The 21,114-nt window shown below is 44.1% G+C and carries 13 protein-coding genes and 4 pseudogenes; 8 read left to right on the top strand and 9 right to left on the bottom strand.

The features are described 5' to 3' along the window. The first annotated feature begins 684 nt into the window (after positions 1-684). Positions 685-6,183, top strand: coding sequence for a WD40 domain-containing protein (locus IQ263_RS20085; protein WP_194069640.1), 5,499 nt, complete (start codon positions 685-687; stop codon positions 6,181-6,183). 486 nt (positions 6,184-6,669) lie between these two features. After that, positions 6,670-7,586: pseudogene (locus IQ263_RS20080) on the top strand (IS630 family transposase). Between the two features lie 446 nt (positions 7,587-8,032). On the opposite strand, the gene IQ263_RS20075 reads toward IQ263_RS20080, so the two are convergent. Then, positions 8,033-8,623, bottom strand: a complete 591-nt coding sequence (locus IQ263_RS20075) for an opioid growth factor receptor-related protein (RefSeq protein WP_194069638.1) — start codon at positions 8,621-8,623, stop codon at positions 8,033-8,035. Positions 8,624-8,791: 168 nt separating this feature from the next. Continuing rightward, positions 8,792-8,992 (bottom strand): cytoplasmic protein, encoded by a 201-nt coding sequence (locus IQ263_RS20070; protein WP_194069636.1) that lies wholly within the window; start codon positions 8,990-8,992, stop codon positions 8,792-8,794. Between the two features lie 388 nt (positions 8,993-9,380). Here IQ263_RS20070 and IQ263_RS29640 point away from each other — a divergent pair. Both IQ263_RS29640 and IQ263_RS29635 read left to right on the top strand, forming a co-directional pair. After that, a pseudogene (locus tag IQ263_RS29640) lies at positions 9,381-10,004 on the top strand (ISAs1 family transposase). A 228-nt stretch (positions 10,005-10,232) separates the two neighbouring features. Beyond that, positions 10,233-10,439 carry an ISAs1 family transposase gene (locus tag IQ263_RS29635; RefSeq protein ID WP_339384903.1) on the top strand — a complete coding sequence of 69 codons (207 nt, stop codon included), beginning with the start codon at positions 10,233-10,235 and terminating at the stop codon, positions 10,437-10,439. A 219-nt stretch (positions 10,440-10,658) separates the two neighbouring features. Here IQ263_RS29635 and IQ263_RS20055 read toward each other — a convergent pair. Beyond that, positions 10,659-11,215, bottom strand: a pseudogene (locus IQ263_RS20055) (IS1634 family transposase); the annotation flags it as partial. A gap of 193 nt (positions 11,216-11,408) precedes the next feature. Between IQ263_RS20055 and IQ263_RS20050 the strand changes: the two are divergent. Beyond that, positions 11,409-12,132 (top strand): IS1 family transposase gene (locus tag IQ263_RS20050; protein WP_445286315.1). Its coding sequence is split into 2 segments (ribosomal slippage): positions 11,409-11,567 and positions 11,569-12,132, totalling 723 coding nucleotides; the frame shifts between segments, so codons are not numbered across the junction. A gap of 31 nt (positions 12,133-12,163) precedes the next feature. Here IQ263_RS20050 and IQ263_RS20045 read toward each other — a convergent pair. Beyond that, positions 12,164-12,339, bottom strand: a pseudogene (locus tag IQ263_RS20045) (DUF4277 domain-containing protein); the annotation flags it as partial. Between the two features lie 310 nt (positions 12,340-12,649). Here IQ263_RS20045 and IQ263_RS20040 point away from each other — a divergent pair. Continuing rightward, positions 12,650-12,961, top strand: a complete 312-nt coding sequence (locus IQ263_RS20040; protein ID WP_228050210.1) for an acyl-CoA dehydrogenase family protein — start codon at positions 12,650-12,652, stop codon at positions 12,959-12,961. A 103-nt stretch (positions 12,962-13,064) separates the two neighbouring features. Here IQ263_RS20040 and ssuC read toward each other — a convergent pair whose 3' ends face one another. From ssuC to IQ263_RS20015, 5 genes are all read right to left on the bottom strand, one after another. Continuing rightward, the gene (gene ssuC / locus IQ263_RS20035; RefSeq protein ID WP_194069633.1) at positions 13,065-13,850 is read right to left on the bottom strand and encodes an aliphatic sulfonate ABC transporter permease SsuC; all 786 of its coding nucleotides are present in this window, start codon (positions 13,848-13,850) and stop codon (positions 13,065-13,067) included. Continuing rightward, positions 13,847-15,028, bottom strand: a complete 1,182-nt coding sequence (gene ssuD, locus IQ263_RS20030; protein WP_194069631.1) for an FMNH2-dependent alkanesulfonate monooxygenase — start codon at positions 15,026-15,028, stop codon at positions 13,847-13,849. The genes ssuC and ssuD overlap by 4 nt, the downstream gene beginning before the upstream one ends. Before the next feature lie 22 nt (positions 15,029-15,050). Continuing rightward, complete coding sequence (locus IQ263_RS20025; protein WP_339384902.1) at positions 15,051-16,133, bottom strand: sulfonate ABC transporter substrate-binding protein; 1,083 nt, start codon at positions 16,131-16,133, stop codon at positions 15,051-15,053. A gap of 275 nt (positions 16,134-16,408) precedes the next feature. After that, positions 16,409-17,464 (bottom strand): homoserine O-acetyltransferase MetX, encoded by a 1,056-nt coding sequence (gene metX / locus IQ263_RS20020; protein ID WP_194069629.1) that lies wholly within the window; start codon positions 17,462-17,464, stop codon positions 16,409-16,411. A 3-nt stretch (positions 17,465-17,467) separates the two neighbouring features. Next, positions 17,468-18,766 carry an O-acetylhomoserine aminocarboxypropyltransferase/cysteine synthase family protein gene (locus IQ263_RS20015; RefSeq protein WP_194069627.1) on the bottom strand — a complete coding sequence of 433 codons (1,299 nt, stop codon included), beginning with the start codon at positions 18,764-18,766 and terminating at the stop codon, positions 17,468-17,470. A gap of 344 nt (positions 18,767-19,110) precedes the next feature. Between IQ263_RS20015 and IQ263_RS20010 the strand changes: the two genes are divergently transcribed. Next, complete coding sequence (locus IQ263_RS20010; protein WP_194069625.1) at positions 19,111-19,647, top strand: OsmC family protein; 537 nt, start codon at positions 19,111-19,113, stop codon at positions 19,645-19,647. 168 nt (positions 19,648-19,815) lie between these two features. Beyond that, on the top strand, positions 19,816-20,979 hold the full coding sequence (locus IQ263_RS20005) for an acyl-CoA dehydrogenase family protein (protein WP_194069623.1): 1,164 nt from the start codon (positions 19,816-19,818) through the stop codon (positions 20,977-20,979). Positions 20,980-21,114: the final 135 nt, after the last annotated feature.

Here is a 21,114-nt window from a genome sequence, read left to right as displayed (position 1 = left end):
CCAATCTCTACTCTCATATCTGCAAGGCCAGACCCCCTATATAGCCTTTCTCAAAAAGGTGAGGTTGAGATTTTAGATACTTCGGCTTCGCTCACTACAAGTTTTAGATTGAGGGATTGAGGGATTGAGGGATTGAGGGATTGATACCTCATCGAGAGTGAGAAGTGCCATATAGCGGTTCTCACTCCCGGCGCAGGCCGGCGCAGGCCGGCGCAGGCCTATGCCGGATAGTACCTCATACCAGAGCACAGAAAGGCTATATCTATTTTTACCTGTTGCTCTTAGTCCCAACTAATCCCATCGCGGACTACAATTTTTATAGCTTTTATTTCTGAATTCGTGCTACACATGGAGTAGGCTTGTTTGCTAATAGCTCATTGCCGGTCTTGTTCATAAATTGAGGGTGGATATTTACGGCATATAGTAGTTTATCTGTAACCGAGAAAAATCAAATTAAGCTAACTTGAATTTTTACTGTCAAGTTTCGCATTCTCGGAGATACAGAGGTATGATGTGTTTAGATTAAACATAAAGAATGTGTAAATTTTCATAAAAGCAGTACGACAAACTACGTATTACTACAGATATAAAGCGCCAGACAGGAACGAGCATCTCTAAGTAGATACGGTTTCAGTCACGATCGGCGATCGTTAGGTAATTGATTTCTGCAACAGGGGTGCACGCATGACCGATCTGCTTAAACTACAACAAACTGCCAGCTACAACGAGCGATCGCTCAAAACTCTGGTACGATCCATCGCCATGTCTCAGCAGCAATTTTCGCTCATTTTGGTGCGCTGCAACTACGAACAGTTGCGGCAGCGCTGGGCGCAGCGGCTGCGAGAAATGTCCCCAGTTCCAATTCAAGATATTGTCCTGCCAGCATCCGTCAAAACCCTTTACACTAATCTGGTGGCTAACACGTTACCAAGCGGGTCTTCGGCTGTTGGTTCCGCCTCGGCCTTGATGGTATTCGGTTTAGAAACAGTCGTGGCGATCGACGAACTGATGGCCTCTACCAATCAAGTGCGAGACGAATTTCGCAAAAACTTTACCTGTCCGGTGATCCTGTGGGTAACAGATGACATTGTGACCAAAATGATTCGTCTCGCCCCGGATTTCAAAAGTTGGGCCGCCGCCACAATTAAATTTGAACTGGCCGTTGATGAATTAATTCATTTCCTGACTGCGCGAGCCGATACGATATTTAAAGTAGGCGAACTCGATCGAGAATTGGGCAGCAGCACCGCCAGCACCCTCGCTACTTTTGCCAGCGACGAAACCGACTGGGAACAACGCGCACGGGTGGAGAGCAAAATCAGCCCCGGAGAACGCTTTTTCAGCTTTACTTCTCAACCCCAAAACACGCGAAAATCAGAGGTTCACTCCTATTCCCCCTTGAGTCCCGGCAATACCCTAGATTTGGCGATCGGCTCTTTGTCGCGCCGAGAACTAGAATTAGCTTTAAGAGATTTACAAAATCGCGGTCAAGAACTAGAACCAGCCCTCAAAGCCAGCCTGCAATTTGTTCTCGGTCGAGATTACTATGTCAGCGACAAAACCGAAACAGCGTTGATTCACTACCAAGAAAGCTTAATATTTTGGCAGCAGCAAACCGGCAACTGGGAACTTGCTAACTGGGAACATTCCGAAAACCGACAAACCCTCCCCTCATCCTTATTGAATCCTGTCCCCAACATCTTATTTTTAGAGAGAGAAGGGATAGTGCTGTTTCACATAGCTTTGTGTCACCGCCTGCAAGCAGCCAGAAATCCGGTAGCCAACCGCCACCACTGGGAACAAGCTTGGATTAGCCTGGAACAATCTAGAAACGCTTTTTCTCTGGCTTCGCGCCCCGAATTAGTCGCTGAGGTGACAGCACACCTCGGACAAGTGCTGCAGCGCTTGAAAGCTTGGGGAGAGTTGCAAGCATTAGCTGAAAATTCTTTGCAGTTGCACTTCACCTACGGTACTCCCAGCCAACTAGCTCAAGATTACGGCTTTTTGGCGGAAGTTGCGCTGCAACAGTCGAGGTGGAGTCAAGCCCGCCAGCTAGCCGAATTGGCTTTGGCGATTTTGGATCAAACCCCTAACGATTTGAGATTGTTGATAGAAGATTTGAGATTGGGGTTTGAGGGAAATTACCCAGAATTTGTAGGTACTAGCGAGTCTAGTAACGAGCCCAAATCTAAAATCCAACATCCCAAATCCGATCGCAGTTCGTATCTTTTACTGTTGGCCCAAAGTTTGCGGCAGCTAGGCCAGTGGGAAGCGGCGGTGCATTCTTTGGAGTTGGCTCAAACTCAAAGCGAGCCGAAGTACGACCCCCGCCTTTATATTGATATTTTGACCGAACTGCAAGCGGTTTATTTCCAGCAGGGAGAGTATCTCAAAGCTTTTCGGATTAAGAAAAACCAGCGATCGATCGAATATCAATACGGATTTAGAGCTTTTATCGGAGCCAGCCAATTGCAGCAGCAGCGACAAGCCGTCAATCCTTCGAGCCCCTCAGCTCAAAATCAAGCGGCGATTGCAGCCTCCATGACAGCTTACTCCCGCCAAAAAGATATCAATAACTTGCTAGAAAGAATTAGCAGGGACGACCATAAATTAACTATTATTCACGGGCCCAGCGGCGTCGGAAAAAGTTCTTTAGTCAACGCCGGCTTAGTACCGGCTTTGAAAAATATTACTCCGGGCGCGCGCGATACCTTGCCCGTAGTAGTCAAAGTTTACAGCGACTGGCTGATGGAATTAGAAAAGGCTTTGAACTGCGCTCTGTACGACAAACAAGCCGAAGAAGAAAGGAAATTAATCGCCAAAGGGGTACAGGAAATCGACAAAAAAAGTTGCTCGGTTGTCTCAGAGCGCCCATCGGAAAACTCATCTTTCATTATAGAGCAGTTGCGCGAAAATGCGGAAAATAATTTGTTGACCGTGCTGATTTTCGATCAATTTGAAGAATTTTTCTTTGTCTCGACTTCCGTGGCACAAAGGCAACTTTTTTATAACTTTTTGCGATTGTTTTTAAATCTGCCTTATGTCAAGATAATTTTGTGTCTGCGCGAAGATTATTTACATTATTTGCTGGATTGCGATCGCTTTCCCGACCTCGACGCTATTAACAATAATATCCTCGACAAAGGTATTCGCTACCAACTGCGAAGTTTTTCGATGAAAGACGCGCGAGCCGTGATCGGACACTTAACAGAACGGGCAGAATATTATTTAGAGCCGGCACTGATCGATGCCTTTGTTAAAGATTTAGCAGACGAACTGCAAGAAGTGCGACCGATCGAATTGCAGGTAGTAGGAGCGCAACTGCAAGAAGAAGGGATTACAAGTCTAGCACAATACCAGCAATTGGGCGACAATCCCAAGGCAGAATTAGTCAAGCGATCGCTCGAAGGAGTCATCTCAGACTGCGGCCTGGTGAACGAAGATGCAGCTTGGAAAATCTTGTTTTCCCTGACAGATGAAAGAGGCGTGCGTTTGATTAAAACCAAACACGAACTATCGTTAGTAACAGGCCACCAGCCCGCAGCAGACGAAGAAAATGAATTGTTGGCCGGCAGTACGAGCCGAATTCCCTTACAACTAAAATTCGCCGAAAAACCCAAAAGCGCACCAAATAAAACCGACAATCTCGAATTAATTTTAGACATTTTAGTCGGTCACGGTTTGCTATTTCTGCTGCGGGAAGCGCCAGAAGACCGCTATCAATTGGTACACGACTATTTAGTGCGGCCGATCCGCCAAAGATTCGGCTTAGAAGCCAGACTGTACAAAGCAGAAGCCGACAAAAAGATGAGTCAAGCACAGCTCTACAGAGCTAATACTTTTCTGAAACAACTGCTGGGAGTAGCAGCGATCGGCGTACTGCTGCTGACGAGTTCCACCATCGCCGCTGTAAACTTTTGGTGGCGCGCCGTCGGTCAAAAACAAGTAGCTGTCGCTCAAACTCAGCGAGCCGAAATCAGTACCCTGACAGCAGCTTCTGAAGCCCTTTATTTCTCAAACAACAAATTTGACGCGATGATGGAAAGTTTGAGAGCGGGTAAAAAGTGGAGACAGATCGAACACTCCCAAGAAATACACGCGCTCAAGGACACCGAAATTCTGATTGCTGCTGCCCTCCAACAGGCAGTTTACGGTGTCAAAGAACTGAACCGCTTGGAGGGACACGGCGATGTAGTTTGGGGTCTGAGTTTCAGTCCAGACGGTGAAACAATAGCTTCGGCGAGCGTAGATAAAACTGTCAAACTTTGGAAAAATGACGGCACTTTGCTGGCAACTTTCAAGGGTCACACTAACAGCGTCGCCAGTGTGGTTTTCAGTCCAGACAGTAAAACGATCGCCTCGGCAAGTTTAGATAAAACTGTCAAACTTTGGAAAACTGACGGCACTTTGCTGGCAACTTTTACAGGTCACACTGATAGCGTTACTAGCGTTGCTTTTAGCCCCGACGGCGAAACGATCGCCAGTGCATCGAGAGACAAAACAGTCAAACTGTGGAAAACTGACGGTACGCTGCTGCGGACGATCGAACAAATAGCCTCGGTAAATTGGCTCAGCTTCAGCCGCGACGGGAAAATAGTCGCTGTGGCGAGCGATGACGGTACTGTTAAACTGTGGAGTTCTGACGGCAGGTTAATCGCGACTCTGTGGCACAGCGAAAACAGAAAACCCTCAAAAGTTTACACCGTCAGTTTCTCCCCCGACGGTAAATTGTTGGCCACTGCGGGTGAAGACAAAACGGTAAAAATCTGGAACATCGCTGGGGCGGGCACGGGGACACCGCCCCTACACCCAGGAACCAAAAAAAAATCAACACAGGCTAGTGGCGAACTGCTAGCAACTTTGCGGGGACACAGCAAGTGGGTATTTGGGGTTAGTTTCTCCCCCGACGGACAAACACTGGCTTCTGGAAGTGCAGACGCAACTGTCAAACTTTGGAGTCTGGCTAATGTTGGTGACAAACGTCTCGCGGATGCTAGCAATATTAAACCGGAAAGCCGCTTGCTGAGAACTTTTGAGGGACACGCCGATCGAGTTACTCAGGTGAGTTTTAGCCCAGACGGCAAAACCCTAGGTTCGGCAAGTTTTGACAAAACAGTCAGGCTGTGGCGGATCGATGACGTGCCGCTAAAAACCCTCGACGGACACCAAAATCGGGTGCAAAGCGTGACTTTCAGCCCCGACGGCCAAAGGCTGGCTTCGGCTTCTACGGACAAAACTATCAAAATTTGGAGCCGCACGGGGGTTTTGCTGGAAACCTTGGAAGGACACACTCAGAAAATCTCCAGCGTCAGTTTCAGTCCCGACGGACAGCTACTAGCTTCTGGGAGTTACGACAAAACGGTGAAAGTCTGGAGTCTCAAAGGTGATGGCGTCAGTAATAGTATTGTCCCTTGTCCTTCTGCTCCGCTGTTCCCCTGTTCGCCTTCTGTGCTGTTCACTCTTGACGGGCACAGCGACAGTGTGATGAGTGTGAGTTTTAGCCCTGACAGCGAGATTGTTGCTTCGGCGAGCAAGGACAAGACTGTGAAACTCTGGACGAGAAACGGCCGGTTGATTAAGACTTTGACTGGACACAAAGGCTGGGTGACTGGGGTGGCTTTCAGTCCCGACGGAGCAATGCTGGCTTCGGCGAGCGATGACGGTACTGTCAAACTCTGGAATCGGGACGGTCGTTTGCTGAGGACTTTTGAGGGGGCTCACAACAGTTTTGTGTTGGGGGTTGCTTTTAGCCCTGATGGCAAAATGCTGGCTTCGGCTGGTTACGACAATTCGGTGAAGCTGTGGAAGGTGGACGGGACTTTGGTGGCGACGCTGCTGAAGGGTTCTAGCGATAGCGTGACTAGCGTGAGTTTTAGCCCGGACGGTTTGTTGGTTGCTTCGGGCAGTTACGATCGCAAGGTGAAGTTGTGGAGCCGCAGCGGAACTTTGCTGAAAACTTTGACCGGTCACAGGGATAGTGTGATGAGCGTGAGTTTTAGCCCGGATGGGAAGGTTCTGGCTTCTGCGGGGCGGGACAACCGGGTGATTTTGTGGAATTTGGATCTTGATGATTTGCTGGTGAGGGGCTGCGATTGGGTTGGTGATTATCTCAGGACTAATCCTAATGTGAGCTCGCGCGATCGGCGTCTCTGTGAGGGGGTAGCGCCTAAACCTCAATTTTAGTCATTTGACTGTTGACTCTTGGCAGTTGACTGTTGACTGTTAAGGAACGGAGGACACTCCAAAAGCCGTTTCCCTACCGCAAAATAATCGTAGCTTGCGGGCTTGGGCGCGATCGCGATCGCACCAGATGTAACTATCGCCCGATTAATTGTAAGGAAACGGCTCTCGCGTAAGTCCTGACTTTGCGTAATACAGCATATTCCATTTATATACGGTAAGTAGTCGGACATAAATAAACAATGCTGTGTAAAGAAAGATTAAGTTAAAGGGTGAAAGGACGATCGCTCAACTCAATGTGATGGCTCGACTAAGCGAGTGTTCGCTCACATCTGCAGCACTTACCTGAGGTAGACAAGGCTCGCGGCTTGATGGGAGCGATCGCCAAACATCAATCATGTCTTGCTGACTGAGTGGCGAATCTGCCAACAACGGGAAATTTACGTAAAAATTTAGCTACAATTAGGAAACTATAGCAGTTATAAACCAATGTCATCACCACCCTTAAGAGTTTTTCTCAATAGTGAAGAAGAGCGAACACTTTGGGAATTAAGAAGAGGAAAAAATATTCCTCAAAGAACAAAGGATCGGGCTGAAACTGTACGATTATCAGCTCAAGGCTGGCGAGTTGAAAAAATCAGCCACTATTTGAAGTGTTCGCCAAGTACAGTGTGTTCAACATTACATCGATGGCAAGAAAAAGGATTAGCCGGTTTGTGGGATGCCCCCCGTTCAGGCCGAAATAAAAAATGGCAGGTTTCAGATATTAGTGCGGTTGAAGAAAAATTGGAAACAGAGCAACGCACTTACAATAGTAAACAATTGCGTCAGTTCTTAGTGACGGAACGCCAAGTTAGTTTGAGTGAACGTCAACTGAGAAGAATCCTCAAAAAAAACTTCCTGTGGAAAAGAACACGGACTTCTCATCAATCGAAACAAAATCTCACTCAAAAAGAAATTGGTCAAGCGGATTTAGATATGCTGGAATTGGCAGCAGCGGGTGAGGTGCATTTAAAATATTTAGATGAATCGGGCTTTAGCTTAGGGCGCAAGTATGTTACACCTGGGCAAAAAAAAGAGAACAAAAACGCATTGAGCAAACAAAAAAGAAAGGAGAAAGACTGAATATCTGTGGTTTTTGGGAAATAAATACAAGTTTTGAATACGGTTTAGCACTTAAAGATTTTAATAGGCAGTCTTATATAAAATTGATGAATTGGCAGGCAGAGGAAGCACAAGACCACCTAATAAAATCAGGAATCATTACGGTAATTGTACAAAATCGAGGCTCTATTCATACCAGCAAAATTGTTAAATAGCGTCATAATTATTGGGAGAGTAAAGGTTTATATTGGTTTAACTTACCCTCCTATTGTTCGAAAATGAATCGAATTGAAAATGAATGACAAAGACTAAAACAAAATGAATTAGCTGGGCGAATGTTTGCCGATAAATATGAATTAGCAATCGCTGTTATGGAAGGAGTTTAAGCCTGATATAAACAAGATTGCTATGAAGTAAAAAGGTATCACTTCCAGAGAGAATAGTTCGTCTTTAGTCGATGATAAAGTGCTGTTTTCTAACTCCTTAATTTTTCTTTACACAGCATCGTTTATTTAGGTCTGACTACTTACACACAATCAAGTTGTAAGTAAGGTGCGTCGCCACCCCTCAATCTGCAAATTCCATTGAACCATAGAACAGCGACGCACCCTACATAACTATTTGTTAGTTTTTGGGGGCAATTTGTTATAATTAACTTTCTCAAACCCGCTGTTACTAAACTCATTGAATAATTTCTGGACGCCCGATACTTCCCGATACTCGCTCTAAATTGATAGTTCCTATTGAACTAAACTGTTCGTAACCAGCTACGTCTGCTCGCAGAGAAACCATAATTTTTATTCCCGCTATTTACAGCGTTTTTCCAATAATTATAAGTCGTTAAACCAATAATTTCCTTGTTTTCATTATAGATCTCATCCAAACAATTGAAAAGAGCTAAAGCATAATTTTCCAATCCCAAAATTGTCACACTTGTCAGTATCCTAGTCAGGCGCAGGTAATTGTGATTCAATCTTTCAATCCACTTTCGGCTTCTGGACAAATATTCCTCAGATTTGGCAATGACAATTTCCGCGTTTTCTTCTGTGCGGCATTCCAACCCGTAAAAAGCCAGCATGACTTTGAGAGATTTAATTAAGCGATTTCTCAACTCATCGCTTGTTCTAAAAGCTTGAATCGCCCGATCGTTCAAAGTAGGAGTGCTCGTATTGACGTAACTTTTTTCTGTCAGCGGAAACAGCCATTGAATGTAGTCGTGTATCGCTTCCAACTTCTGGTAATCCCACGACCAAATATCCTCGATCGCCCGACCTTGCGAATTTGGCTGCTGGTCGAGATAAAAATCTAAAATTGGATTTGATTCGCTTAAATAACTCATTAATTCCTTAGAAATGATTTACTGACATTTGAAGATATCGATCGATTGTCTTAAGGTGCCGACATTGGTCAAAAGATACCAACCTTCATCCTCGTGTTTTCCTCTATATTTTCCTCGCCAATAACAAGAGTCAAAATCCGCCACTGGTGGGGCTTTTGACTCTTGTTGTCACTCCGTCAGCCAAAAAGGTTTTTCGGCTGGTTCATAAACAATTGTATTGTCTTGATCGGGTAAAGGTTTTGTATGTTCTTTTCCGACGAAAATAATTAGTGGAATTCCTTCAGGGAAGGCGCGACAAGTTGGCATCTCGTTTATATACACGTCATGAAACCAGTGACGGCAGGCACGGCATCCTCCATATTCAGCCATTTGATTACTCCTCAACAACAACCAAATACTACCTGTTAGTGCCGCTATCAGCTCTAAATCGATAGTTCCTATTGACCTAAACTGTTCGTAACCAGCTACGTCTGCTCGCAGAGAAAACGTAATTTTTATTCCCGCACTGAGTTAATCTTCGGGTACTGTCTACTTAGCTTCTTCGACGGGTTCATAAACCAGGGTAAACGCATCTTAACTTTAACCCAAAATATGCTACAGCCACATCTGGCTAATTTTTTATGTAGTTTATTGTAGTTTTTGGGTGTGATCAATGACAAAAGGTTTTAGTAACACTGTAAAGTCCCAACAAAAAGAAATAGATTCATTGCCTTAAATGAATATTTTAAATGCCAGTTTTTGAGAACATTTTGCCAATTTGAAAGACCCAAGAATAGAAAGAAGTAAAGAACATATACTCAAAGATATTATCGTAATTGCTATTCTAGCTGTGATCAGCGGTGCAGACTGATGGGTGGCAATAGAAGCCTATGGTAACGCCAAACATCAATGGTTGAAAAGCTTTCTAGAATTACCGAATAGTATACCATCTCATGACACATTTAGTCGGGTATTTGCCAGAATTGAACCACAACAGTTTCAAGAATGTTTTTTGAGTTGGGTAAATGCGATAGTGGGGGAATTAGAACTAAACGCGATCGCCCTTCATTGATGGCAAAACAATGAAACAATCTTAGGACCGAAATGACCAGCAAAAAGCCCTACATATAGTTACTGCCTGGTCTTCATCTCATCAATTGGTTTTAGGACAAAAAAAGTGGATAAAAAATCTAATGAGCTGACAGCAATCCCAGCATTAATAGAAATGTTAGAAATTGCCGGAAGCGTAATAACCATATATGCTATGGGCTGTCAAAAAGACCTAAAATATCTGATGGTCAAGAAAAAAGGAGATTATGTTTTAGCTTTTAAAGGGAATCATAAAATTCTCTGCCAAGCTGTAAAAGAGTGGTTTGAATTAGCTCGAAAAAATGTTAAGTAGAGAGTATAGCTATTATGAACAAGTAGAAGCTGGACATCATCGAGGGGAAAAAAGACAAGTCTGGACTGTGGATGTATCCGAGTTACCACCTCTCCATAATCAAGCATTATGGACGGGATTAAAAACAGTTGTCATGATAGTTAGTGAACGACGGCTGTGGAATAAAACCACGACAGAATCTCGTTTTTACTGGAGTAGTTTAAGCAGTAATGCTGAAAAAATTGCTGGGTGATTCGCAGTCATTGGGGCTTTGAAAATAGCTTACATTGGACACTCGATGTTACATTTTCTGAAGACAAGAGTCGCTTTCGCAAAGATCATTCTCCCGAAAATTTTGCTCTCCTACGTCGGTTAGCTATAAATTTACTAAAACAAGAAAAAACTTCCGGCACAAAGTCTAAAAATGAAACGGTATCGAGCGGCAATGGACAATAATTATTTAGTTAAAATTTTCAACTCTGCCAGTTAATGCTCGAAATCTAACACCTATCTAAGAAGGAAAATTATCCGGCTTTAAGAAGTTCATAAAATCTTAATGTTCTGATTTAATCTGCTCAAATTGGGTTAAAATTAAGAATTTTAAGAAGGTTTTTTGAGTGAGTGAGTAATGCACAAATCCAGGGTTTTGTCAAATTAATTTAGATGCGTTTACCCTGTCATTGGTACTCGGCTTATCCATTTGATGTCTTTGATTAACTGGATATTTTCTTGACTAGATAATGCACTGTGACAGACCATAATACTGTCACAATTTATCTGCTTTTTAAACTCTACTAATATCTTCCCAAATACGGCTTTTTCCGCTTCATTTCCATCTCTAGCTCTTGTCTATAATGGCCAGCCTTCACTATCTACAATTAAATTACATACAACTTGTTTCAAGTCAAATCTACGATCTCTCGAATATCCTTTGGTTATATTTATTGGTACTGACTTGATTATGTCTGTTTCTTCCTTGGGAGCTTTTTTATTTTTGTATTCCCCATGTAGGTGGAATGATGTAGCATCTAAATGAGCATATTTTGGTTCTACTTTAAACTTCTTTATTACGGATAATACGATTTCCATAAATAGCTTGTTCAATCCATTTTATATAATTTATCCATGACTCTTCCAATTTTATCGTCATTTATATAATCCGCTTTTATTCCAGCACCTAACAAGGTTTCGATTCCTTTGTCTTCAAAAAATTGTCTCAATAAATATAACGGGTAGTAATAAATATGTAGTGAAATTTAATTACAGTAATTGAATACATAGGATACTTTTATAACTCATACAATCAAATTTTGTGATTTTAATATTTTTTTCGCGTTTGAATGTAGGTTGAGTTACAGTTATGCTATCATCAGGAATTATTGCTGGAATCCTTGAGGTCTGCCAAGATTAGTTTAGTCCTATAATATGCTATCCTTAGGACCAAATTGCCCCGATGTTGGTTCAATTCACCTAGTTAAAAATTGTAGAACTCACAATAAAAAACCCAAATACAAATTTCAAATTTGCGGTCGCCAATTTGTCGAAACTCCGACCAACAAAGTAATTAGCTCAGAAACAATCATATTTAATCTATCGATTTTTTTTGGAGAAGATTTCTTTGGCTGGTATAGCTAGAAGCACGGGTGTTTCTCAAAAATGGTTACAGGATTACGTAAATAATAAATATGCCTCAATCGAACGCACAGTAAAGGTTAAACCTAAAAAAAAAGTTAGATTGAATGTTGAATGTGATGAACTGTGGTCATTTGTAGATTGCCAAGAAAATAAGCAATGGGTATGGTTAGCAATGGATAGAGAAACCAGAGAAATTATTGGTGTTTATATTGGCGCTCGTAGCGAAGAAGGAGCAAAACAATTATGGAATTATCTACCTTTTGTATATCGACAATGTGCTGTTTGCTATACAGATTTTTGGGCTGCATATGCTTGTGTTTTTCCTTCGCTACGCCATCAGCCAGTTGGTAAAGAAAGTGGAAAGACTAATCACATTGAAAGATTTAATAATACTTTGCGCCAACGTGTTTTTCCGATCGTAATAACAACTATTTCATTTTCTAAAAAGTTAGAAAACCATATTGGTGCTATTTGGTATTTTGTCCATCATGACAACTATGTTTTGAGCGAATAAATATCTAATCACTACATATTTATTACTACCAATATAACGGTCTTGATACAAATCCTAATCCATTGATTAAAATAGCTTTCACTAATATTCACGCTGATTTTTTTTCCGAACATCTATTCCTAATTTATCGTTAATTGTTTCAACTATTCCTATCTCATCAATTAGTCCAGCTACTATTCCTAAACAATCGATATTTTTGATTTTTATTTCTGAAGTTGGAGACTTTTTTTAGCTAGATAATATTTTTGACGTTTTTGTGATTGTCTCACGTTTTTTGCCTCAAATATCTAAGTATTTTTTACTTAGTCAGCTCTGGTAGCAATATACTATATTTTGTAGTGTTATTGAAGTGGGGAATGTGGGATCTGGGTATTGCAGAAGGAGCATTTGCTGCTGCTAAAGACTATACCCGCACCCAAGGATGACCTTGGTTGACTTCCAATGCTCCTAGTATGACGCTTGATCCCTAGGTTCTGAAACACTACGGAGAAATGTGGGTCGATCTGCAAGCGGTTAGTTGTTTGACGGATCGAGCCGCCGCCATTCTGCAAGCAGCTTGGAAGGGATGGATTTAACAATAGAAGAACGTGGAAAATGCGCGATCGCGATCGCAACGGCAAAAATTGTGGCCACAAAAATAGGTTTAGATGTGACAACTCGCATTTTTGAAGTGATGGGGGCGCGTGCTACCACCAGTAAATATGGTTTCGATCGCTACTGGCGTAATCTGAGAACGTTTACCCTACATGATTCTGTTGACTACAAAATTCACGATCTGGGTAACTGGGTACTCAACGATCAGCTCCCCAATTCCAGCTTTTATACGTAAAAAACACTAACTGAGCAGATCGTGAAGGACAGCATTTCTAGAGGAACTAAGAAAGAAAAAGGGGACACTCTTAGGTTTCTTTCTTATTGCTGGTTTTTTCTAGCTAAGCTGGCTGATAATTGGGATGCCAAGCCAGCCATTTCTCTTCTAACTTCCTGGCGATCGCATCTGCAAACTTACCCAACAAAGCATACATGATAATGCTCAACACCACAACATCAGTTTGCAAGAACTCGCGAGCATTCATTGCCATGTAACCAATACCAGAGTCTGCCGCGATTGTTTCTGCGACAATCAGCGTCAGCCACATAATCCCCAAGGAATATCGCACGCCTACCAAAATCGAAGGCAAAGCCCCAGGCAGAATAACTTGCCACAAAAGAGACGCAGAACTCAAACCATAGACTTTTCCCATTTCAATCAATCCGGCATCGACACTGCGGATGCCATGAAATGTATTGATATACATTGGAAAAAACACACCCAAAGCCACCAAAAATAACCGAGCTATATCGCCAATTCCAAACCACAAAATCACTAGGGGAATTAAGGCGAGGTGAGGAACATTGCGAACCATTTGTACAGAAGTATCTAGCAGCTTTTCGGCGATTGGAGAAAGACCATTGAGGAAACCAAGAGTCAAACCAATTCCGCCGCCTATGACGAAACCCACGACGGCACGCCAAGCACTAATTCCGATATGGTGAAACAGTTCCCCGGTAATTGCCAATCTAAGTCCTGCACTTAAAACACCTGTTGGTGCGGGTAAAACCCTTGTGGAAAGCCAACCCACCTGCACTAAAAGTTGCCAGCTAAGAAGCAGCAGAATCGGTACAATCCAGGGAATTATCTGCTGCAAATAAGAATTTTTGAGCCATTTTTTGTTCATGACGCACTTGGAGAAAAAACTTGTTTTTGTTTGGGAAAGTTTTCGTTGGCAACAATTTCCCCAAAAGGACTAAACATTTGTGGTTGATTGACAACCGGTTGGTTTTTTAAAGGCAAGCGGGGGAATAGCAATTCAGCGACTCGATACGCTTCTTCTAAGTGGGGATAACCGGATAAAATGAAAGTTTCAATTCCCAAGTCGGAATATTCCAACATTCGTGCAACAACGGTATCGGGATCTCCCACTAAAGCAGTACCAGCACCGCCTCTTACTAACCCAATTCCCGCCCATAAATTGGGGCTAATTTCCAGAGCTTCGCGACTACCTGCGTGCAGTTCAGTCATCCGCTTTTGCCCTTCAGAGTCCATCCTGGCATAAGCTTTTTGGGCGGCTGCGATCGCATCTTCATCGACATATTTAATCAAACGATTTGCGTCCTCCCAAGCTTCGCTTGCAGTTTCGCGCACAATGACGTGAAGGCGAATTCCAAACCGCACAGTTCTACCCTGTTCTGCTGCTAATTTTTTCACAGCTTCAATTTTTTTTGCCACTTGTTGCGGCGGTTCTCCCCAAGTAAGATAAACATTAATATGCTTAGCCGCTATTTGTTGAGCGATTGGCGATGAACCGCCAAACCACAAGGGAGGATGGGGAGTTTGTACAGGGGGAAATAGAACTTTACCGCCCTTAATTTGGAGATATTCACCGCTAAAATTGACTTCTTGTTCTCGCACATTAGTCGAGTTACTACCTTCAAGCATTGCTCTCCAAACTGTCAAAAATTCATCCGTCAATTCATAACGTGCGTCGTGACCCAGATGCACTCCATCTCCCGCTAATTCTACCGGATCGCCGCCCGTAACAACATTAATCAGCAAGCGTCCATTAGATAATCTGTCAAGGGTTGCTGCCATCCGCGCTCCTACCCCTGGAGACATTAATCCCGGACGAATTGCTACTAAAAAACGCATTTTTTCTGTAACAGCCATTAGCGATGACGCTACTACCCATGCGTCTTCGCAAGAGCGCCCAGTCGGAAGCAGAGCACCCGTAAATCCTAAATGGTCAACGGCTTGGGCGATTTGCTTTAAGTAGGAAAAACTGCCCGATCTCCCTCCAATTCCTGAAGCTAAATAGCGTCCGTCTCCGTGAGTTGGGATAAACCAAAATAATTCCATTTGCCGTATTCTCCCTGATTATTTATTGTTTAACTACCTGAGCAACTTCGCTAATTTTGACCGGTTTTGGAAGTAGCTTTAAATCCAAGAAAGTATCAGCAACTTTTTGCTGGTAAGTAATGACTTCATCCGTAATCGGCTGCACACCGTAAGGCCGTCTCCGTGAGATTTCCTCTAAAGCTGGAACGTCAATACCCAGCTCAGGAGACAGCAGTTTTGCCACCTCAGTTGGTTGAGCAGCCGCCCATTCATCTACTTTTTGAAGTTCCTCTAAAATTGCCTTCGTCCGGTCAGGATATTGGTCGTTAAAAGGTTTAGCAGCTAGATAGAATTCCCGATTAGCGACAAGCCCTTCTCCATCCTTGAGAACGCGAGCGCCTGTAGCTCGTTTCGCAACTGTAAAAAACGGGTCCCAAATCGCCCAAGCATCAACGCTACCTTGTTCAAAAGCTGCCCGCGCCTCTGCTGGCGGCAAATAAATAGGTTGAATGTCGCTATATTTTAATCCGGCTGCGGTTAATGCTTCTACCACAAGGTATTGCACATTTGAACCTTTATTAAATACAACTTTTTTGCCTTTCAACCCAGCCACATTTTGAATGGGAGAATCTTTCGGTACTAAGATAGCTTCGCCTTTAGGATTAGGAGGCTCGTTAGCAACATATACTAATGGTGCGCCAGCGGCTTGTGCGAAAATAGGCGGCGCTTCTCCTGTATGGCCAAAGTCAATACTTCCTGTATTCAAAGCTTCTAGTAATTGAGGGCCAGCAGGAAATTGAAGCCACTGTACGGATGTGTTTTGGGAGACCAAACGCTTCTCTAAACTCCCCCGTGATTTAAGGATACTTAGAGTTCCATATTTTTGGTAGCCAATCCGAATTACATTGCTTTGTTGTGGTTGAGAACTAGCTAATGATGTGGTAGCGGAAGTTGGGGAAGTAGTTATATTTGTTGGCTGAGTAGGAGTACAGGCAGAAACTATCAAACTTAAACTCAAACCAACTGCAAAAAGCAAAGCAAAGGTCTTGAGCGAACTATGTTTGAGTTTGCTCCAAAAATGTCTCAATCTAGCTGGAAATGGGATTTCTCTCAATGGAGTTAACACTGTCCCCTCCTAAATTTCAAGTATTGAAAACTAAGAAACGCAATACCCATGCAAAAGCTGAGCTAATCATGATTGACTAGCAAACTACGGTATACCGATCGATATGCCGTAGTTAAGTCTAATAAGCTCCTATTATTCCACAGATGGCTTCAAAAATGCAAGCACATTCTGTAGATTTTTGTTTGTATTACTTTTCTAGTTGCTTACTTGATTAATATTCGCGGGCAATATATCAGTTGCACCCGCAGGAGAAAAAGTAGCATCTAGAACTGTTGCTATCTGCATAAAAACCTGATGACGAAACTGTTGAGAACATCCATATCAATTAGGAAGGCATCATGGCCATGAGGAGATTCCAGCCATTGTAGTTCTGCATTGGGAATCAGGGCTGCCAGTTCTTCTTGCTCAACGGGTGGATATAGGATGTCCGAATTAATAGCGACAATCAGAGCGGGCTGCTGAATACTGCTCAAAACCGTGTGATAATCCCGATCGCGACGGGTGAGATCGTGGCTGTCCATAGCATGGGTCAACGTGATGTAGGTATTGGCATCAAACCGTTCCACCAATTTTTTGCCCTGGTAACGCATATAATCCACGATCGCAAATGACTCAGTAACGCGATCGGACTTAACCTGTCGTCCGAAGCGAGCTGAAAAATTAGCCCAGGAACGATAGGTACTCATAGCAATCATGCGGGCCACAGCCAGCCCCCGATCCGGTTGTTGTTTCGCGCTATAGTAACCATTCTGCCAGTTAGGGTCAGTATAAATAGCCTGTCGTTGGCTTTCGCCCAAGCCAATGCACCAGGCCGAGTGGCGACCGGGGGCGGCAATCACCGCGATCGCCCGGACTCGATCGGGATAAAGCAATGCCCACTCCAGCACTTGCATACCACCCAGAGAACCGCCAATCGCTAATTGTAGCGATCGCACGCCCAAGGCTTCCAGTAAAACCCCTTGCAACCGCACCATATCCCGAACCGTAATCCCAGGAAATGTCGGGCCATAAGCCATCCCTGTTTTAGGATCGATGGAGGTCGGCCCCGTTGTTCCATAACAACTACCCAGTATATTGCTGCAAATAATAAAACTGCGATCGGGATCTAACGCCCGTCCTGGCCCTAAAAGGGGTTCCCACCAGATATCCAAATCGGCCCAACCAGTTAGAGCATGACAAACCAGCACAGCATTATCGACCGCCGCATTCAGATGTCCCCAAGTCCGATAGGCCACCTGAACTCCAATCAAAGCCTCACCAGACTCCAGCTCAAAGGGTTCTGGGAGCTGATAAAACTGGCTTTCGGGGGAAATGAACTGCTGATAATCCATCTGCTAAACCCCGGCAAAGGCCTGCTCAAAATCGCCTTTAATATCATCAATGTGCTCTATTCCTACCGATACCCGAACTAAATCAGGGCTCACACCAGCCGATATCTGTTCCGTGTCTGTTAGTTGCTGGTGGGTTGTAGATGCGGGATGAATGACCAGCGTTTTAGCATCTCCCATATTCGCCAAATGGCTTGCCAGTTTCACCTGGTTGATAAAAGAGCGACCGGCATCGAGCCCCCCCTTGATACCGAAGTTCAGTACACCGCCAAAGCCATGTTGTAAATACTTTTTAGCCCGCTCATGGTAGGGATGTTCTGGTAATCCCAGGTAGTTTACCCATTCCACCTTGGGATGTTGTTTGAGCCATTGGGCGAGTTCCAGGGCGTTATCTACATGACGTTGTACCCGTAGGGAAAGGGTTTCCAATCCCTGTAAAAACAAAAAGGCATTGAAGGGACTCAGAGTCGGGCCTAAATCCCGCAGTCCTTCGACTCTGGCACGAATAATGAAGGCAATATTGCCCCATGAGCTTTGAGGGCCAAAAACTTCTTGGAAATTGAGGCCGTGATAGCCGGGAGCTGGTTCTGTAAACACAGGAAACTTGCCATTTCCCCAGTCGAACTTGCCGGAATCGACGATGACACCGCCGATTGAGGTGCCATGTCCGCCAATCCATTTAGTTGCAGACTGCACCACGATATCAGCACCGTGTTCGATGGGACGGATGAGATAGCCTGCTGCACCAAACGTATTGTCTACAATCAGGGGAATGCCATTTTCGTGAGCAATATGAGCTAGGGCGGCAAAATCTGGGACGTTAAATTGGGGATTACCGATCGCTTCAACATAGAGTGCCTTGGTGCGATCGTCGATCGCCTGCCGGAAATCCTCTGCCTCATCGCCATCCACAAATTTGACCTGAATGCCCAGCCGAGGAAACGTCACTTTGAACTGGTTGTACGTGCCGCCGTATAAATAGCTAGTGGAAACAATGTTATCTCCGGCTTGGGCAATATTGGCGATCGCCAAAAACTGAGCTGCCTGACCGCTAGAGGTTGCCAGGGCCGCAACACCCCCCTCCAGGGCGGCAATTCGCTTTTCAAACACATCTGTTGTCGGATTCATGATCCGGGTGTAGATATTACCAAACTCTTGCAAGGCAAAGAGACGCGCCCCGTGATCCGCATCATTAAAGACATAGGAGGTTGTTTGATAAATAGGCACGGCACGGGCATTGGTTCCAGGAGCAGGTTCTTGCCCGGCATGAACTTGGAGCGTTTCAAAACGATAGGGTTCTGTCATTTGCTATAAAATACTTAAACTTTATCGATTTACCGTACTTTTGGCTTGCAAACAAGATTCTACAGATGCACATCAAGTAAGTCAAGTTCAGAAATCACTTTTTAAGTTAATAGTGTTGTCGCTGGCAATCCTCCTGTGGTTGCTTCAGCTCCCACAAAATGCGATCGCCTAAAGATTGACATTCTTTGGAATCTATGAGATTCTTACAAAAATACGGTAAACCTACTGATTCACCGTACTATACAGGATCTACCTATGCTGTCAGTTGTGACAGCTACAGGAAGGAAAGCTGTGTAACTAATTCCGCTGCAATTGGATAGATTGTTCTATTTTATTGATTGATTATGACTGAAATAACTGTTTCAACACAAACCTCTCTGCGCCCAGTTAGCAAGACTGGCTTAGAAAACCTGGCAATAACGGCCAAAGCCAACTCAAACGCGATCAAGTCATTAAAAGTCAAAACAGTCTGTGAAGGGCAGTTTCGTAACTTGAACTATGTACGAGACTTACCAGAGCACGTCATTGATGAACCACCCGGCTTGCTGGGACAAGATACAGCCCCTAACCCCTCAGAAGCATTACTGGCAGCACTAGGGTCTTGCCTATCTGTGGGAATTCATGCCAATGCGATCGCGCGTGGCATTACTCTGACAAAGCTAGAACTAGAACTAGAAGGCGACATTAACATCACCGGTGTTTGGGGGATTGGCGATTTATCAGAAAAGCGCCTTGGCTTTACAGATATTCGCGTCAAAGTCGATTTAGAAGGGGATGCCAGTCGCGAAGCCTTAGAAGCTCTAGTTGCTCACTCTAATAATTGGTCTCCTGTAGCCAACACACTCCGCAACCCTGTCAATTTAGCAGTATCCCTTGCTTAAACAGGCTTGCTTCGCAGTGGATATATCCTGTAAAAAACTGGGTTTCTGGTATTAGTCAACGCGAACCATGAAGAATTCTGGTTCAGAAACCCAGTTTCTAGAAAAGGTTTTTTGCCCTGCGCGCGTAAGTCCTAACTATTTCACCATTCTTGTAAAGAAGGTTGACCTATGCAGGTTGCTTCAACATTAGTTCCCAACAAAAGTTTAGAAGAACCGATCGCCCTTAGCCCTTTGATTACCGAATTAAAAGCCGCGATCGCTCAAGACCTTGTACCCAAAGTGCAAAGTATCGATGAGGGTTTTTATCCCCGTGATTTTATGCAGCGTGTCGGTGCATTAGGAGGCTTTGGTCAAGCTGTTCCGCCAGAGTTTGGTGGAGCGGGTAACGGTTTAAAAGCAGCCATTCAAGTAATTGAAGCTATCTCTGAAGAATGCTTGTGTACGGGGTTTATGACTTGGTGTCAGATTGCCTGTGCTTGGTATATGCAGTGCAGCGATAATACCTATCTCAAGACAAATTTATTGCCCTGCATAGCAACAGGGCAAGTGCTTGGTGGTACAGGGTTATCAAACCCAATGAAACACTTTGCTGAGATTGAAAAAATTGCCCTCACCGCCGAGCGAAAACCAGGTGGTTATGTACTGAATGGTCTATTGCCTTGGGTTTCTAATATTGGTACAGGACAACCCTTTGGCATCGCCGCCAAACTTTCCGAGGGGAATGATTACTTAATGGCGATCGTCTCTGATCGGTTCGCGGGATTATCGCTGCGACAAAATTCCCACTTTATTGCCTTAGAAGGCAGTGGCACTTTTAGCTGTGTTTTCAAAGAAGTATTTATTCCTGACGAACAGGTTTTAGCAGTACCTTGTGCAGACTATGTACAACGAATTCGTCCGGGTTTTATTCTGACACAAGTTGGTATGGGCTTAGGGTTGATCGCTGATTGTATCAACACGATCGAGGCAACTCATTCTCGTTTAGGTCATGTCAATTGCTTTCTTGACGATCGAGCAGAGGATCTGGCCGCTGAACTAGCGATCGCCCGTCTGAAAACCTACACCCTAGCCGATCGGTTGAGTCAGCCAGATGTAAGCATCACTCCTGATTTGCTCAAAGAGGTAATTCAGTTGCGGATTACTGGGTCTGAACTCTCATTGCGAGCTGCTAATGCTGCCATGCTCCATGTCGGTGCACGCGCCTATTTACAGGGTTCTAAACCAGCCAGACGACTACGCGAAGCATACTTTGTGGCGATCGTTACACCAGCAATTAAACAACTCAAAAAGATGTTGCATCATCTAGAGCAACCGCTAATGGCTAATGGCTAATTGCTAATTGCTGATTGCTAATTGCTGATGGCTAATCGCTAATCGCTAATTGCTAATGGCTAATTGCTAATTGCTAATTGCTAATTACCCATCCTCCCCATCTCCCTCATCTTCCCCATCTCCCCCATCTTCCCC

Source organism: Tychonema sp. LEGE 06208, assembly GCF_015207505.1.
Taxonomy (GTDB): Bacteria; Cyanobacteriota; Cyanobacteriia; order Cyanobacteriales; family Microcoleaceae; genus Microcoleus.
Note: the sequence above shows the minus strand (reverse complement) of the source record. Positions and strands in the feature narration are given on the sequence as shown.

Excerpts from the sequence above, each read along its gene's own strand:
- ssuC (WP_194069633.1), bottom strand. The coding sequence starts at position 13,850 with ATGAACAAAAAATGGCTCAAAAATTCTTATTTGCAGCAGATAATTCCC.
- IQ263_RS20015 (WP_194069627.1), bottom strand. The coding sequence starts at position 18,766 with ATGACAGAACCCTATCGTTTTGAAACGCTCCAAGTTCATGCCGGGCAA.
- IQ263_RS20010 (WP_194069625.1), top strand. The coding sequence starts at position 19,111 with ATGACTGAAATAACTGTTTCAACACAAACCTCTCTGCGCCCAGTTAGC.
- IQ263_RS20085 (WP_194069640.1), top strand. The coding sequence starts at position 685 with ATGACCGATCTGCTTAAACTACAACAAACTGCCAGCTACAACGAGCGA.
- metX (WP_194069629.1), bottom strand. The coding sequence starts at position 17,464 with ATGGATTATCAGCAGTTCATTTCCCCCGAAAGCCAGTTTTATCAGCTC.
- IQ263_RS20075 (WP_194069638.1), bottom strand. The coding sequence starts at position 8,623 with ATGAGTTATTTAAGCGAATCAAATCCAATTTTAGATTTTTATCTCGAC.
- IQ263_RS20005 (WP_194069623.1), top strand. The coding sequence starts at position 19,816 with ATGCAGGTTGCTTCAACATTAGTTCCCAACAAAAGTTTAGAAGAACCG.
- IQ263_RS20070 (WP_194069636.1), bottom strand. The coding sequence starts at position 8,992 with ATGGCTGAATATGGAGGATGCCGTGCCTGCCGTCACTGGTTTCATGAC.
- ssuD (WP_194069631.1), bottom strand. The coding sequence starts at position 15,028 with ATGGAATTATTTTGGTTTATCCCAACTCACGGAGACGGACGCTATTTA.